This is a genomic window from Marinobacter shunpengi (assembly GCF_045449715.1).
Taxonomy (GTDB): Bacteria; Pseudomonadota; Gammaproteobacteria; order Pseudomonadales; family Oleiphilaceae; genus Marinobacter.
Window position 1 is genome coordinate 86856 of record NZ_JBJJLA010000009.1, and the last position, 13962, is coordinate 100817.

A 13962-nucleotide genomic window follows, 5' to 3' on the forward strand; every position below is an offset into this window, starting at 1 on the left:
ACTCCACGGCAGCCCGGGCGGTCAGAGCGACCGCAACAGGGCTTCCGTCTCGTCCCAGCCCAGGCAGGGGTCGGTGATGGACAGGCCGTAGGCCAGCTCGTCGCCATCGTCCTGCCGGCCCTGCTGCAGGAAACTCTCGATCATCAGGCCCTTGATGGCCCGGTTACCGGCCTGGCGCTGAGCCACCACCTCGCGGGCGATGCCCGGCTGCCGCTCCGGCTGCTTGCAGGCATTGTCATGGCTGCAATCCACCATCACCGCGGTACGGACACCGGCGGCGGTCAGGGTCTCCACGGCTGTACCAATGCTGTCGGCATCGTAGTTGGTGATACCGCGCCCGCCCCGGAGTACCAGGTGGGTATCGCGATTCCCCCGGGTGGTGATCATCGACGGCTGCCCATGGGCATCGAAACCCAGCCGGTGGTGGCCGTGGGCGGCGGACTTCATGGCGTTGACCGCCACACCGACAGAGCCGTCGGTGCCATTCTTGAAGCCGGTGGGCATGGGCAGGCCGCTGACCAGTTCCCGATGGATCTGGGATTCGGTGGTGCGGGCGCCGATGGCGGTCCAGCTCACCAGGTCGTCCAGGTAGTCCATGGCCAGGGGGCTGAGTGCCTCCGTCGCCAGGGGCAGCCCCAGGTGGGCCAGGTTCACCAGCAGCCGGCGGGAGCGCACCAGCCCCTCGCCCAGGTTGCCCTCGCCGGTGCGCTCCGGGTCGTATAACAGGCCCTTCCAGCCCACGGTGGTACGGGGTTTCTCCAGGTAGGCCCGCATGACGATCAGCATGCGATCGCTGACCTCGTCCGCCAGCGCCGCCAGCTTCTCGCCATATTCCAGGGCGGCCACTTCATCGTGGATGGAACAGGGCCCCACCACCATCAGCAGGCGGTCGTCGTCACCATTGAGAATGGCGCGGATCTCCTGGCGGTGTTGATCGATCTGGGACGCCAGGTAGTCCGGCACCGGAATGTCCCGGCGCAATGTGGCGGGTGTGGGCAAGGGTGTGGCGGTTTTCCCCGACGGATCGGGTTGCGGATCCGCAGGTGCTTCCACGGGATTGGCCTCCTGTGTCGTCCGGACTTCCAGCGGCATGTTCATGTTGTTCAAATCCTTCTCGTTTTTGCCAGTTGGAAACGAAAAAGCCCCGGCTGGGAGGCTACCAGTCGGGGCTTTTTTGTCCGGTGGCAGCCTGGGGTCGGTGCCGGGCTGCCTTTTCCTGAATCTGTCTTGCGTGTGCTACAGGCGGCCTCGGCTCTGGCTAAAATAAAAGCCATAACCAAAAAACCACCAGAAGAACACGGAAACACCCGCCGTCGCATTCGCGAAGCGTGTCAGGGCGCTGTCTCCGAAGTGTGTCGTGACACTCCGTTGATGAGATGCGTGCAATTGACAGGGTGCATTAGTCGTATTCATGATCAACAATATACTCCCCGGCTTTCCCGGTTTGCAACCGCTGCCTACAATTTTCTGCGGAGATGTCCATGGCCAGTGCTCCTGCCCGAATCCTGATCCTGCTTCTGACCCTGTTGCCCGCCCTGGTGCTGGCGGCGCCCGAGAACCGCACCTTCACCCTCGAAAACCGGCCGGCCCGGGAGGTGGCGGACCAGCTCAGGTCCCTCTACCCGGAGAGCGAACTGACCATGGCCGCCCAGGGCAGCCAACTGGTTACCCGTGGCGACCCGGAGGTGCTGGATGAGATCGGACAGCTTATCCAGACCATGGACGTGGCACCGGTACAGCTACGCATCACTGTCCGCAGCGGCGGTCAGGTCCAGGGCAAACGCTCCGGCGGCGGTGTCAGTACCGGCCACGGCAACGTGGTCACCATCCAGGGTGAGAGCCGGACCATCAGCACCCAGAGTCGCCAGGAACGGAACGTGGTGGTACAGGACGGACAATCCGCCCATATCAGCTCCGGCCAGGTACGTACCCTGCCGCTGGCCATCCGGGGCGGGCGCAACCCGGCGGCCATCTACCAGCAGGTGGATATCCGCAGTGGCTTTATCGTCACCCCCCAGCGCATTTCCGACCAGCAGGTGGAGCTCAGCATCACCGCCTTCGAGAACATGCCGGACTCCGGCATGGACGGCTATGAAACCGACGCGGTAGTCACCCAGCGCCGGGTCGCCCCCGGTGAATGGGTCGACGTGGGCGGCACCGAAACCACCCAGCAGGGCCAGCAGTCCGGCATCACCTACCAGGTTGGCGGCAGTCGCCAGGAAAACCAGCAATTTGAAGTGAAAGTCGACATCCTCTGAAGCAGCCACCTGGCACGATGACTGCTTAGCCTCCTACCTTGCGAGTCGCTCTTTCGCCCCGGCCTCATCGCCGGGGCACGCCTGTCCCCGGTTCGTCGCGGATCCCCTCGCTCCACAGACGCACCAGGACAAGGCGCAGAAGCAAGGCGACACAGGTTGTGCTCCATCCTGGAGCGTTGTCACCGTGTTATGGAGGTAACCTTGTCCTGGCTGAACCATCTTTCCATGCGTGGAAAGCTACTGCTGCTTATCCTTCCGGCCCTGGTGGCCATCCTCTGGTTTTCCCTGTCGGCCTTCTGGTCCAGCTCGGTCAGGGTGGACAATACCCGGGCCCTGCTGGACCGGGTGGCCATCACCCAGGCCGCCGATCCCCTGATCGAACACCTGCAGAAGGAACGGGGCCTCACAGCCCTGATGCTGGCCTCCGGTGGCAGCGATTCCCGCGCGGTGGAACGTCTGGCGGAGCAGCGCGCGATCACCGACCAGCAACTGGCGGCATTCCGGCAGGAACGGTCATCATTGATCGAGCTGTTGCCAACCGATAGCCCCACCCGCGAGCGCCTGGAGTCGGTGCAGGCAGAGCTTGCCGGCCTGCCGGGGCTTCGCAGCGCGGCAGACAGCAACAGCCTGACCATTCCCGAGGCGACGGGTCGCTACTCCGCCATCATCATGGACATGATCGGAATAACCCCTGACATCCTGGCCCGGATCCACGACGGGCGACTCAGCCGTACGCTCAGCGGTTACCACGCCCTGACCATGGCCGCGGAATGGGCCGGCCGGGAACGCGCCGCCGGTGCCGCCATTATCCGCTCCGGCATGACGGACTTTGCGGCCTACGCCGCCCTGAGCCAGTTGGCCGGGAGACAGCTGGCCCTGCTGGAAACCACCGGTGACCTGCTGGGACCGGAAACCGACCGCCGCCTAAAGGATCTTGCCGCCTCCGACGAGGCACAGGCCTTTGTTGGCCAGCGGGAGCAGCTGGTGTCGTCGGAATTCGGGTACATCGGCATGGCCGGTATCGAATGGTTCGACCTGGCCACGGCCCGCATCGACCAGTTCTACGCCCTCAAGAACGACGTTGTCACCACCATGGCCGCCCAGGCGTCGCAAAGCCTGGCCACGGCCAAGGCCGGGCAGCGGCAATTGCTGGTAATTACGGTCATTGCCGTGGTGATCTTTGCTGCCGTTGCCCTGCTGCTTATGCGCAGTATCAGCCGACAGGTCCGTACCCTGCTCACCGATATCGATACCGTCACCGAACAGCGCACCCTGGGTGTCCGCACCACAGTGACCAGCCGGGATGAAATGGGACGTATCGGCCACGCCCTCAACCGGTTGCTGGCAACCTTCGGGGAGGCCATCACCCGGATCGACCAGGCCAGCGTACAACTGGCCAGTGCCACCGAGCAGACCAGCACCACGGCGAACCAGGCCGTGGACCGGGTCAGCCGCCAGCAAGGGGAAGTGGAACAGGCGGCGACAGCCATCGAGCAGATGGCGGCCACGTCCGCCGAGATCTCGAGCAATACCCAGGACGTGGCCACCGCCGCGAATACCGCCACCGAGCGCAACCAGCGGGGGCAGACGGTGGTGCAACAGAGCCTGGCCCAGGTGAAGCAACTGGCGGCGTCCATCCAGTTGGTGAGCGGCACCATGGAAGACCTGCGCACCGCCAGCCTGGAGATCACAAACATGGTGGACATGATCAGGAAAGTGGCCGATCAGACCAACCTGCTGGCCCTGAACGCCGCCATCGAGGCGGCCCGGGCCGGGGAACACGGTCGCGGCTTCTCGGTGGTGGCCGATGAGGTCAGGACGCTGGCCCGCCAGACCCACGAATCCACGGTGGAGATCGAAGACATCATTACCCGTTTCCGGAATATTGCCGACAACGCCCACCAGGCCATGGGGACCAGTCACCAACAGGCCCTGGATACCGCCCGGCAGGCCGGCGAGCTGGCCGACACCTTTGCCGCCATCAACGGCGACGTGGCCCGGATCTCCGGCATGGCGAGCCAGATCGCCACCGCTGCGGAGGAACAGGAAGCGGTGACCCAGGACATCGCCCGTGGCATGGACAGTGTCCGGGAAGCCTCCCAGCAGACCCTGGCCGGCTCCCGGGAGATCAACCAGGTGACCCGTGACCAGGCGGCACTGGCGGAGGAACTGCGAGAACTGTCCGGCCGCTACGCCACCTGATAAACCCGGAACGCGATGACAGCCGGAACCGTGGCTGCCAGAATAGTCAATTTGCGGAGACCATCATGGACACCTTCCTCAAGGCCCTGCCCAAGGCCGAACTGCACCTGCACATCGAGGGTTCCCTGGAACCGGAGCTGATGTTCGGGCTGGCCCGGCGCAATGGCGTCGACCTGCCCTACCAGTCCGTGGAGGAAGTGCGGGCGGCGTACGATTTCAGCGACCTGCAATCCTTCCTGGACCTGTACTACCAGGGCATGGCGGTACTGCAGACACCCCGGGACTTCCATGACCTGGCCATGGACTACTTCCGCCGGGCGGCCTCGGAAGGCGTGGTGCACGTGGACCTGTCCTTCGATCCCCAGGCCCACCTTAAGCGGGGTATCGGTCTTGATGTGCAGATGGAGGGGCTGCTCGGCGCGATGGATGAGGCGGAAAGGGAACTGGACCTCAGTACCGGGCTGATCCTGAGCTTCCTGCGGGATGAACCGGTGGCCAGTGCCGCCGAGGTGCTGGAGCAGGCACAGCCCTGGCTGGATCGTATCGATGCGGTGGGGCTGGACAGTGCTGAAATGGGCTACCCGCCCGGGCCCTTTGCAGAAGTGTTCCGCCGGGCCCGGGAGTTGGGCATTCCGGGTGTGGCCCATGCCGGCGAGGAAGGCCCGCCGGAGTACATCCAAGGCGCCCTGGATGACCTGCAGGTGATCCGGGTGGACCACGGTGTGCGCTGCCTGGAAGACCCGGGCCTGGTCCGGCGACTGAAGGAGGAACGCGTCCCCCTGACGGTCTGCCCCCTGTCCAACGTGCGCCTCAAGGTGGTGGAGCGGATGACCGACCACCCGCTGCCGCGCCTGCTGGCGGCCGGCCTGACCCTGACCATCAATTCCGATGACCCCGCCTACTTCGGCGGTGGTGTACTGGACAACTACCGGGCCTGCCACAGCGCCTTCGGCTGGGGCCAGGAGACCTTCCGCCAACTGGCCCGCAACGCCCTGGAGGCGGCCTTCATGCCGGAGGCACGCCGCCAGGCCCTGCTCACTGAACTGGCGGTGTAACAGTCAGTCCCGGCCAGGCACTGAGGCCCCTGGCCAAGGCGCCAGTCCGCCGATGTGGTGGTTCCACATCAAGGGCTGGCAACACCGGCCAGGGGCCTCAGCGGCGTTCCCAAACTTCGATGTGGTTGCGCCGGTCGACACTGTAGCCCCGCTCCCCGGGCAGCGCGCCGGCCAGGCCCCGGTCGGCCAGCGCCTCGTGCACCCGCCGCTGGTCCTCGCCCGGCGCCGTTGCCAGCGCCTCATCCGCCTTGCGCAGCACATAGACCAGATAGGGCTGGATGCCCGCCTGCACCGGTACGCCCCGGAAGGAGGTTTCCACCGCGCCCACATAGCGCTGGTGAGGCTTCGGTGATACCGGCTGGCCATCTTCCGGTTGCTGCTCCTGGATCAGGCCGTCCATGAACGCCAGCTTGTCCGTCAGCATCGGGAAGATCTCATCGGCAATCTGGCGCAACAGCGGCTCCAGGGTTTCCGGGATGGCGTCGTCCGCCAGGAAGTCGTCGCCGTAACCCGGGAACTCGGGGGTATCCAGACCCGGCGCGGTCATCCGCTCCACCCAGCGGAACACCTTGGGCGCCCGCGTCTTCATGATATTGCCGGGCACCGGGTCCCGGCCCAGGTGGGCGAACATGGGGCCGATCAGGCCGTAGTCGGCGATGGACGGACGCCCGCCGAACAGGTACGGGTGCTCCGCGAAATGCACGTTCAGGGTGTCCAGCAACTGCTCGTAGGAAGCCTCGATCTCGGGAATGGTGTGATCATTCACCCCCAGTTGCGGCAGGTAGGAGTTCATCCGCGACATGATCTTGTCCGCCAGGGCCTCGCCGGAGCCCGCCGCAAACTGGTCCCGCAGGAAGCCCTCCTGGTCGTCCCGGTAGGTCCAGCGGTAATGCATGGCGTGGGGCAGCATCGCCTGGGTACCGTAGTACGCGATGATCACCGCCAGCACCCGTTGCAAGAGCCCCTGGGGATAGGCGGAATAACGCACGCCCTGCTGCTCGAAGTGGTCGATGATATCCAGGCTGTCCTGGACAACCTCCCCCTCCGGCGTTTCCAGTACCGGAATGATGCTGCGCTGGATAACGGGCATGATGCGTTCGGCAAAGTCCGGGTGGGACGTGGGAATCTCAGTGTAGGGAATGCCCTGGGTCCTCAGGTAGCAGCGGGCGATTCCGGTGTACAGGGAATGGGGTACACCGTAGAGACGTTGGGGTGTTTCCTGGCTGGGCATGCGTTGTCCTGACCTCCTGTTCCTGTCGGGAATCGCGGGCCGGCAGCCGGCGCAGGTGAAAGAATCCTGCTACCGGCCCACCGGCAAGGAAGGGGCCGCGACTCCCTAAACGTTATTGTATGAGTAGCGGGCAGACTGCCTGCCACGGGGACATCATCATAACGCTTTAGCGGCCATTACGCAGACCCGGTGATCAGTTGTCTGCATCCTCCGCCAGTTTGTAGGCCACCACATAATCCCCCAGGGTCGTGCCGATGGAGCCGTGACCACCGGCCACCTGCACCACCATCTGCTCACCCTGGCTGTTCAGGTAGGTCATGGGGGTGGCCTGGCCACCCGCCGGCAACCGGGCCCGCCACAACTGCTCGCCGGTGGTCAGGTCGTAGGCCCGCAGGTAGTCGTCCACGGTGGCGGCCAGGAACACCACGCCGCCCTCGGTGATCACCGGCCCGCCAATGCCCGGCACGCCGAGCCTGAAGGGGACCGGCAGGGGGCTCATGTCGCGCACGGTGCCGTTGCGATGCTTCCAGACCACCTCCCCGGTACGCAGGTCAGCACCGGCCACATAACCCCACGGAGGCTGCTGGCAGGGAATGCCCAGGGGCGACATCAATGGTTTCAGTTCCACCGAATAAGGGGCTCCAGTGTTGCTGTTCAGGCCCTGCTCACCCTGGTTGACCGGACCTTCCGGCGTCACACCCTCCTCGTTGGGAACCAGCCTTGAGACAAAGGCCATATACAGGGGCATGCCGAACATCACCTGCCGCTTCGGATCCACCGCGATACTGCCCCAGTTGAAGACCCCGAAGTTGCCGGGATACACGATGGTGCCCTGCTCACTGGGTGGCGTGTAGCGCCCCTCATACCTGAGGGAACGGAACTGGATACGGCAGGCCAACTGGTCGAAAGGCGTCGCCCCCCACATATCCGCCTCCCGCAACGGCGGCGGGTTGAAATTGAGGGCGGACACCGGCTGCGTCGGCGCGGTGTAGTCCCCCTCGATGGCGCCCTGGGGCGCCGGTTCCTCGGTGACCGGATGGATCGGCTCGCCGGTTTCCCGGTTTAGCACGTAGACATCCCCCTGCTTGGTGGGCACCACCAGGGCCGGCTGGACACCGTCGTCGGTTTCCAGGTCCAGCAGGCTGGGCTGTGCCGGGGTGTCCATGTCCCACAGGTCGTGGTGGACGAACTGCCGCACCCAGGCCACCTGGCCGGTGTCCAGTTCCAGCGCCACCACCGAACTGGAGAAGCGCTCCTCATGCTCGGAGCGGTACATGCCAAGCTGGTCCGGGGTACGGTTGCCCATGGGGAAATAGACCAGCCCCAGTTCCTCGTCGGCGCTGGCCACGGACCAGCTGTTGGGGGAACTGGTGGTGTAGGTTTCGTCGTCGGCGATGGGATCGGTCTGCTCCGGGTTGCCGGAATCCCAGTTCCAGACCAGCTCCCCGGTGTGGGTATCATAGGCGCGGATCACGCCGGAGGGGGAGTTGATGTCGTAGTTGTCGTTCACCGAACCGGCGACGACCACCACTCCGCTGGCCACCACCGGCGGCGATGTGGAGTAGTAGAAGCCGGACTGGGTGAACGGCATGTTGTGCTGCAGGTCCAGTTCGCCATTGTCCGCAAAGTCCTGACAGCGGGCCCCGGTGGACGGGTCCAGCGCCAGCAGGCGGGCATCGGCGGTGGGCAGGTACAGGTGGGCATCGCAACTCACCGGTGACTGGTCCTCGGCCGGACCACTGACCGTCCGCACGGCGGGGGCGGTGCCCGGTCCAGCCTCGGGGGGCAGGTAGGAAACACCCCGGCAGGTCTGGTGCTGGCGCTGGTTGTTAGGCTCGATGCCCGCCTTGTAGACCCAGCGCTCCTCGCCGGTGTCCGCGTTCAGGGCCACCAGCCAGTTGTGGGGCGTGCACAGGTAGAGGGTGTTGCCCACCTTGAGCGGTGTCACCTCGTAGGTGGTCTCGCCGGTGTCCTCGGGCTGTTTGACGTCACCGGTCTGGTAACGCCAGGCCAGTTCCAGGTTGTCGACATTGTCCGGGGTGATCTGATCCAGGGGCGAATAGCGCTGGCCAAGGTTGGTCCGCCCCCAGGCCAGCCAGTCCTCTTCCGGGCTCTCTCCGAGGCGGGGCTCCTCCATGACCACCTGCTCGCCCAGGCGCCCCTCGATACGATGGGGATCGTTCAGCATACTGGCCAGCAGGGCCACGCCGGTCACCGCCCAGACCGCACCCAGCCCCAGGGCCGGGCCCCGGTCGTTACGGGAGGCCGGGATCAGCAGCGGAATGGCCAGTAACAGGAACCAGCCGATGCGGGTGGCCAGGGGCCACCAGTCATAGCCCGACTCCCAGACACTCCAGGCTGCCGTGGCGATCAGGAACAGGGCGTAGAGGCCCTGGGCCGCGGTCCGGCGCCTGGGTGCCATGATGCCAACCACCACCAGCACCAGGCCGGCCACCAGGTAATAGAGGCTGCCTCCCAGGCTGAGCAGCCAGCCGCCGCCAATAATCAGGCCCAGCCCCAGAACCACAAACACAAACGCAAGCAAACCCATGGCGTCGATCCTTGATTTCGCTGACTTTCCCTAAAACTAGTCACCCCAGCGCAACTCCGCCACTGTCCCGATGGAGGTGAACAGAGTTTAAGGAGCGCCGCGCTTGCCCAGCAGCACGGACTTGGCCTCATTGACCTTGGCGGCGAGGTAATCGTTGCCACCACGATCCGGATGGATCTTCTGCATCAGCCGCCGGTGGGCCGCCACGATCTCATCACGGCTGCAGCCCGGCTCCACGTTGAGAATTTCACAGGCTTCCCGCTCGGACATCTGCCCGGAGGATGCTGCCTGTTGATGCCGGCGCTGCTGCCCTTCCCCGGGGCCCTCACCAGAGTCACCCTCACCAAACAGGCGCCGCACATGGGGCAGGAACTGCAGCAGCGACGGCAGCTTGCGCAGCAGGGGAATCAGCGCCGCCACCGCGGCGGTCAGCACGTGCACCCGCCCGGTGAGCACCATGAACACCAGCAGCACACCGGCCACCGCCAGCACGATCTTCCAGGTGGCGGCTTTCTTCTGTGTGGGGTCCAGGGCACCCCATCGCTTGAGGACATAGAAAAGCAGGGCGGCAAGCGCAAGCCCCAGAATCCATTGCATGCAGAGTCTCTCCGGTATGTTCCGATCCGATTCTACACGCCCCGGGCGGCAGATGAATGACAGCGCGTCATATTCCGGGCCGCTTTCATGCTGCCGTCTTTTCACCTTCCGCGCGGGAGTGTAGGCTTTCGAATGACCCCAAGACATGGAAGCAACCCGTGACCCTATCCACCCTGACCTGGCTCTTCATTGCCGGATTCGCCATCTGGTACTGGTGGCGGGCCAAGGCCATCAAGGATTCCGTGCTGGCCGCCGCCCGGAACTACTGCAAACGCATGGACGTGATGCTGCTGGACGACGCCGTGTACCTGCGGGGCCTCTGGTTCAAGCGGGACCGGCAGGGACAGTTGCGGGTATGGCGGCGGTTCTTGTTTGATTTCACCACCACGGGTGAGGAACGTTATCTTGGCCGTATCATCATGCTGGGGCAGCGGGTGGAGCACATCGAGTTGCAGGCCCACCGCTTCCAGCAGTAACCGGTAACGTTGACCACCGGGGCATCAACGCCACGAACATCCGAATTGAGCGACGACCATCAGGAGGCTGGATCCATGACTGACGAAACCCGCACCGAAGGAGCCCTCACCGGCGCACAGCTCTTTGTCCGCGTCCTGGAGAAAGAAGGTGTGCGTTATATCTTCGGCGTGCCGGGGGAGGAAAACCTTGACCTGCTGGAAGCCCTTCGGGAGTCGTCCATCGAACTGGTGCTGAACCGCCACGAACAGGCGGCGGGCTTCATGGCCGCCACCTACGGGCGCCTGACCGGCCGGGTCGGTGTGTGTCTGTCCACCCTGGGCCCGGGGGCCACCAACCTGGTCACCGCCGCGGCCTATGCCCAGCTTGGCGCCATGCCCATGATGATGATTTCCGGCCAGAAGCCCATCAAGTCGTCCAAGCAGGGGCTGTTCCAGATCCTCGACGTGGTGGACCTGATGCGGCCGCTGACCAAGTACACCCGGCAGATCAGCAACGCCAACACCATCCCCGCCAAACTGCGGGAGGCCTTCCGCCTGGCGGCGGAGGAACGCCCCGGCGCGGTACACCTGGAACTGCCGGAGGACATTGCCGCGGAGCTGGCCACGCCGGACACCCATATCTTCTCGCCCAGTGACGCCCGCCGCCCCACCGCCAGTGAAAAGAGCCTGCAGAAGGCCGCGGAAATGATCCGCGAGGCGAGGCACCCGCTGATCATGATCGGCGCCGGTGCCAACCGCAAGCGGGTGTCCCAGGCCCTGATCCACCTGGTGAACACCACAGACATTCCCTTCTTCACCACCCAGATGGGCAAGGGCGTGGTGGACGAGCGCCATTCCCGTTACATCGGCAACGCCGCCCTCTCCAGCGGCGACTTTGTCCACTGCGCCATCGACCACGCCGACCTGGTGATCAACGTGGGCCACGATGTGGTGGAAAAGCCCCCCTTCTTCATGCACCCCGGTGGCAAGCAGGTCATCCACATCAACTTCAGCGGTGCCGACGTGGACCCGGTGTACTTCCCCCAGCACGAGGTGGTGGGGGACATCGCCAACACCGTGGAATGGCTGGCGGACAACTGCGGCCGCTGCGCCAACCACGACTTCACCGAATTCCTGCGGGTCAAGGATGCCCTGGAAGCCCATTTGGAGGACCGCTGCGAGGACAACGGATTCCCGGTGATTCCCCAGCGCATTGTGCGGGATGTGCGCCGGGTAATGCCGGATGATGGCATCATCGCCCTGGACAACGGTATGTACAAACTGTGGTTCGCCCGCAACTACAAGGCCTACGACAACAACACGGTGCTGCTGGACAACGCCCTGGCGTCCATGGGCGCCGGCCTGCCCAGCGCCATGATGGCGGCCATGCTGTATCCGCAACAGAAGGTGATGGCCATCTGTGGCGACGGCGGCTTCATGATGAACAGCCAGGAGCTGGAAACCGCCGTGCGGCTGAAGCTGAACCTGGTGATCCTGATCATCAACGACAACGCCTATGGCATGATCAAGTGGAAGCAGGCCCAGGATGGATTCCCCAACTTCGGCCTGGACTACGGCAACCCGGATTTCGTCCGCTACGCCGAGTCCTACGGCGCCAGCGGGCACCGGGTAACCCGCGCCGACGACCTGCAACCCACGCTGGAGCGAGCCATGCTGGAAGGCGGCGTACACCTGGTAGATGTGCCCGTGGACTACAGCGAGAACGACCGGGTGTTCAACCGACAACTGGCAGAGTTGACCCGGGACCTGAATGCAGACTGCCAATAGCCCGTAACGGTGCCACCTTCGGCAATCACCTACCGGAAAACCATCTCGCGCAACAACTGATGTTGCCTATACTGCGGGTGTCAGCCATTTAACGATCACCGCAAGTATAGGCCCATGGATATCCACAACGAACACCGCTACGCCATCAACCTCAACGTACGGGGCATCCAGCCCTCCGCCACCCTTCGCATCAACGAGCTGAGCAACCAGCTGCGTGCCGAGGGCCGGGATATCATCAAGCTGGGCCTGGGCCAGTCGCCCTTCCCGGTGCCTGACCGGGTGGTGGCGGCGCTGCAGGAACATGCCGCCGAGAAGGACTACCTACCGGTGAAGGGCCTGAAGGGCCTGCGGGAGGCCATTTCCGGCTACATCAACCGGGCCGAGCGCATGCGCTGCAACTGGGAGGATGTGCTGATTGGTCCCGGCTCGAAGGAGTTGCTGTTCATCCTGCAACTGGCCTACTACGGCGACCTGCTGATCCCCCGTCCGAGCTGGGTGTCCTACGCACCCCAGGCGCGGATTATCGGGCGGTCGGTGCACTGGCTGCCGACCCATGCCGAGAACAACTGGCAGCTTACCGCCGACGAGCTGGACATCATCTGCCGGGACGACCCCACCCGCCCCCGCATCCTGATCCTCAACTACCCGTCCAACCCCACGGGATGCACTTACACCGACGACCAGTTGCTGGCCATTGCCAACGTCGCCCGCAAGTACCGGCTGATCCTGCTGTCGGATGAGATCTACGGGGAAGTCCAGTTCGATGGCCGCCACAAGTCCATTGCCCGCTACTACCCCGAAGGCACCATTATCAGCACCGGTATGAGCAAATGGCTGGGGGCAGGCGGTTGGCGCCTGGGGGCGTTTATCTTCCCGCCGGAGCTGCGGCCCTTGCAGGATGCCATGGCGATTATCGCCAGCGAGACCTTCACCTCCACCGCGGCGCCTATCCAGTATGCGGGCATTACCGCTTTCAATGGGGGCGAGGACATTGACGAGTACCTCAGGCACTCCCGTCGGGTTCTGAAAGCCATCGGCGAGTTCGTCCACCGTCGGCTGACAGACATGGACGTGGATGTGCGCAAGCCGGAGGGGGCCTTCTACCTGTTCCCGGACTTCTCCGCCTATCGTGACGGCCTGGCAAGGCATGACATCAAGACCAGTGCGGCCTTCTGCAAACGACTGCTGGAAGACACCGGTGTCGCCATGCTGCCGGCCAGCGACTTCGGTTTCGTGCCGGATCAGCTCAGCGCGCGCCTGGCGTTCGTGGATTTCGATGGTGCGGAGGCCCTGAAGCTCGCCGCCGGCGAGTTTGCGGACCAGGATCTTGCAGAGGGAGAGGACTTCGTCCAGCAGGCCAGCCCGAAGCTGGTCAAGGCCATGGAGCGGATCGAATCCTGGCTGAAAGGACTGTAAAAAGAGGGGCAATAAAAACGTCGGGCCCTGGCCGGATTGGTCAGGGCCCGTTCAGCAACTCATGAAGCGTTGCTGTCGGCTTTCTCTTCCGCTTGCTGGTCAGCGGCTTCCGCTGCCTTGGCTTCCTGGGCGGCCTTTTCGGCGAGCTGCTGCTCCAGAACTTCTTCCATCCAGTACTGCTGGGCACTGGCATTAGCGGCGCCCATCACACCGGCAACGGCGATAGCGGCGATGGCGGCGGTTTTCTTCAGGTTTGCATTGATACCGAACATGATTGAACTCCTCAGAAACGAATAATTGAACTCGTCGGGTATCAGCGCTTGAAGCTCTTGGCTGATCTCGATGGTTGTATTATTGAGGAGTTGCGCCAATCAAAAAAATTGTTAAACGGTATTCGTCACATCATATT

Annotated in this window: 11 protein-coding genes; 6 read left to right on the plus strand and 5 right to left on the minus strand. The window is 64.2% G+C overall.

Annotation, left to right across the window (positions count from 1 at the left end; translation table 11 throughout):
• Positions 1 to 21: 21 nt before the first annotated feature.
• Positions 22 to 1098 carry a 3-deoxy-7-phosphoheptulonate synthase gene (locus tag ACJO3T_RS03425; RefSeq protein WP_406977772.1) on the minus strand — a complete coding sequence of 359 codons (1077 nt, stop codon included), beginning with the start codon at positions 1096 to 1098 and terminating at the stop codon, positions 22 to 24.
• 383 nt (positions 1099 to 1481) lie between these two features.
• Here ACJO3T_RS03425 and ACJO3T_RS03430 point away from each other — a divergent pair, with 383 nt between their 5' ends.
• The 3 genes from ACJO3T_RS03430 to ACJO3T_RS03440 all read left to right on the plus strand — a co-directional run bounded on the left by ACJO3T_RS03430 (position 1482) and on the right by ACJO3T_RS03440 (position 5515).
• Entirely contained in the window at positions 1482 to 2258 is a 777-nt protein-coding gene (locus ACJO3T_RS03430) for a secretin (protein ID WP_406966091.1), read from the plus strand.
• 201 nt (positions 2259 to 2459) lie between these two features.
• Positions 2460 to 4460 (plus strand): methyl-accepting chemotaxis protein, encoded by a 2001-nt coding sequence (locus ACJO3T_RS03435; protein ID WP_406977774.1) that lies wholly within the window; start codon positions 2460 to 2462, stop codon positions 4458 to 4460.
• 65 nt (positions 4461 to 4525) lie between these two features.
• Positions 4526 to 5515 (plus strand): adenosine deaminase, encoded by a 990-nt coding sequence (locus tag ACJO3T_RS03440; protein ID WP_406977775.1) that lies wholly within the window; start codon positions 4526 to 4528, stop codon positions 5513 to 5515.
• 97 nt (positions 5516 to 5612) lie between these two features.
• Here the strand turns inward: ACJO3T_RS03440 and ACJO3T_RS03445 are convergent, their stop codons facing one another.
• The 3 genes from ACJO3T_RS03445 to ACJO3T_RS03455 form a co-directional block, all read right to left on the minus strand.
• On the minus strand, positions 5613 to 6746 hold the full coding sequence (locus ACJO3T_RS03445) for a glutathione S-transferase family protein (protein ID WP_406966087.1): 1134 nt from the start codon (positions 6744 to 6746) through the stop codon (positions 5613 to 5615).
• A gap of 193 nt (positions 6747 to 6939) precedes the next feature.
• The gene (locus ACJO3T_RS03450) at positions 6940 to 9297 is read right to left on the minus strand and encodes a glucose/quinate/shikimate family membrane-bound PQQ-dependent dehydrogenase (protein ID WP_406966086.1); all 2358 of its coding nucleotides are present in this window, start codon (positions 9295 to 9297) and stop codon (positions 6940 to 6942) included.
• An 87-nt stretch (positions 9298 to 9384) separates the two neighbouring features.
• On the minus strand, positions 9385 to 9894 hold the full coding sequence (locus ACJO3T_RS03455; RefSeq protein WP_406966085.1) for a DnaJ domain-containing protein: 510 nt from the start codon (positions 9892 to 9894) through the stop codon (positions 9385 to 9387).
• A 158-nt stretch (positions 9895 to 10052) separates the two neighbouring features.
• Between ACJO3T_RS03455 and ACJO3T_RS03460 the strand changes: the two genes are divergently transcribed.
• The 3 genes from ACJO3T_RS03460 (at position 10053) to ACJO3T_RS03470 (ending at position 13553) form a co-directional block, all read left to right on the plus strand.
• The gene (locus ACJO3T_RS03460) at positions 10053 to 10370 is read left to right on the plus strand and encodes a DUF3301 domain-containing protein (protein ID WP_328185171.1); all 318 of its coding nucleotides are present in this window, start codon (positions 10053 to 10055) and stop codon (positions 10368 to 10370) included.
• A gap of 75 nt (positions 10371 to 10445) precedes the next feature.
• The gene (locus ACJO3T_RS03465) at positions 10446 to 12137 is read left to right on the plus strand and encodes an acetolactate synthase large subunit (RefSeq protein ID WP_406966084.1); all 1692 of its coding nucleotides are present in this window, start codon (positions 10446 to 10448) and stop codon (positions 12135 to 12137) included.
• Between the two features lie 114 nt (positions 12138 to 12251).
• The gene (locus ACJO3T_RS03470) at positions 12252 to 13553 is read left to right on the plus strand and encodes a pyridoxal phosphate-dependent aminotransferase (protein WP_406966083.1); all 1302 of its coding nucleotides are present in this window, start codon (positions 12252 to 12254) and stop codon (positions 13551 to 13553) included.
• A gap of 59 nt (positions 13554 to 13612) precedes the next feature.
• On the opposite strand, the gene ACJO3T_RS03475 is transcribed toward ACJO3T_RS03470, so the two are convergent.
• Positions 13613 to 13825, minus strand: a complete 213-nt coding sequence (locus ACJO3T_RS03475; protein WP_406966081.1) for a hypothetical protein — start codon at positions 13823 to 13825, stop codon at positions 13613 to 13615.
• Positions 13826 to 13962: the final 137 nt, after the last annotated feature.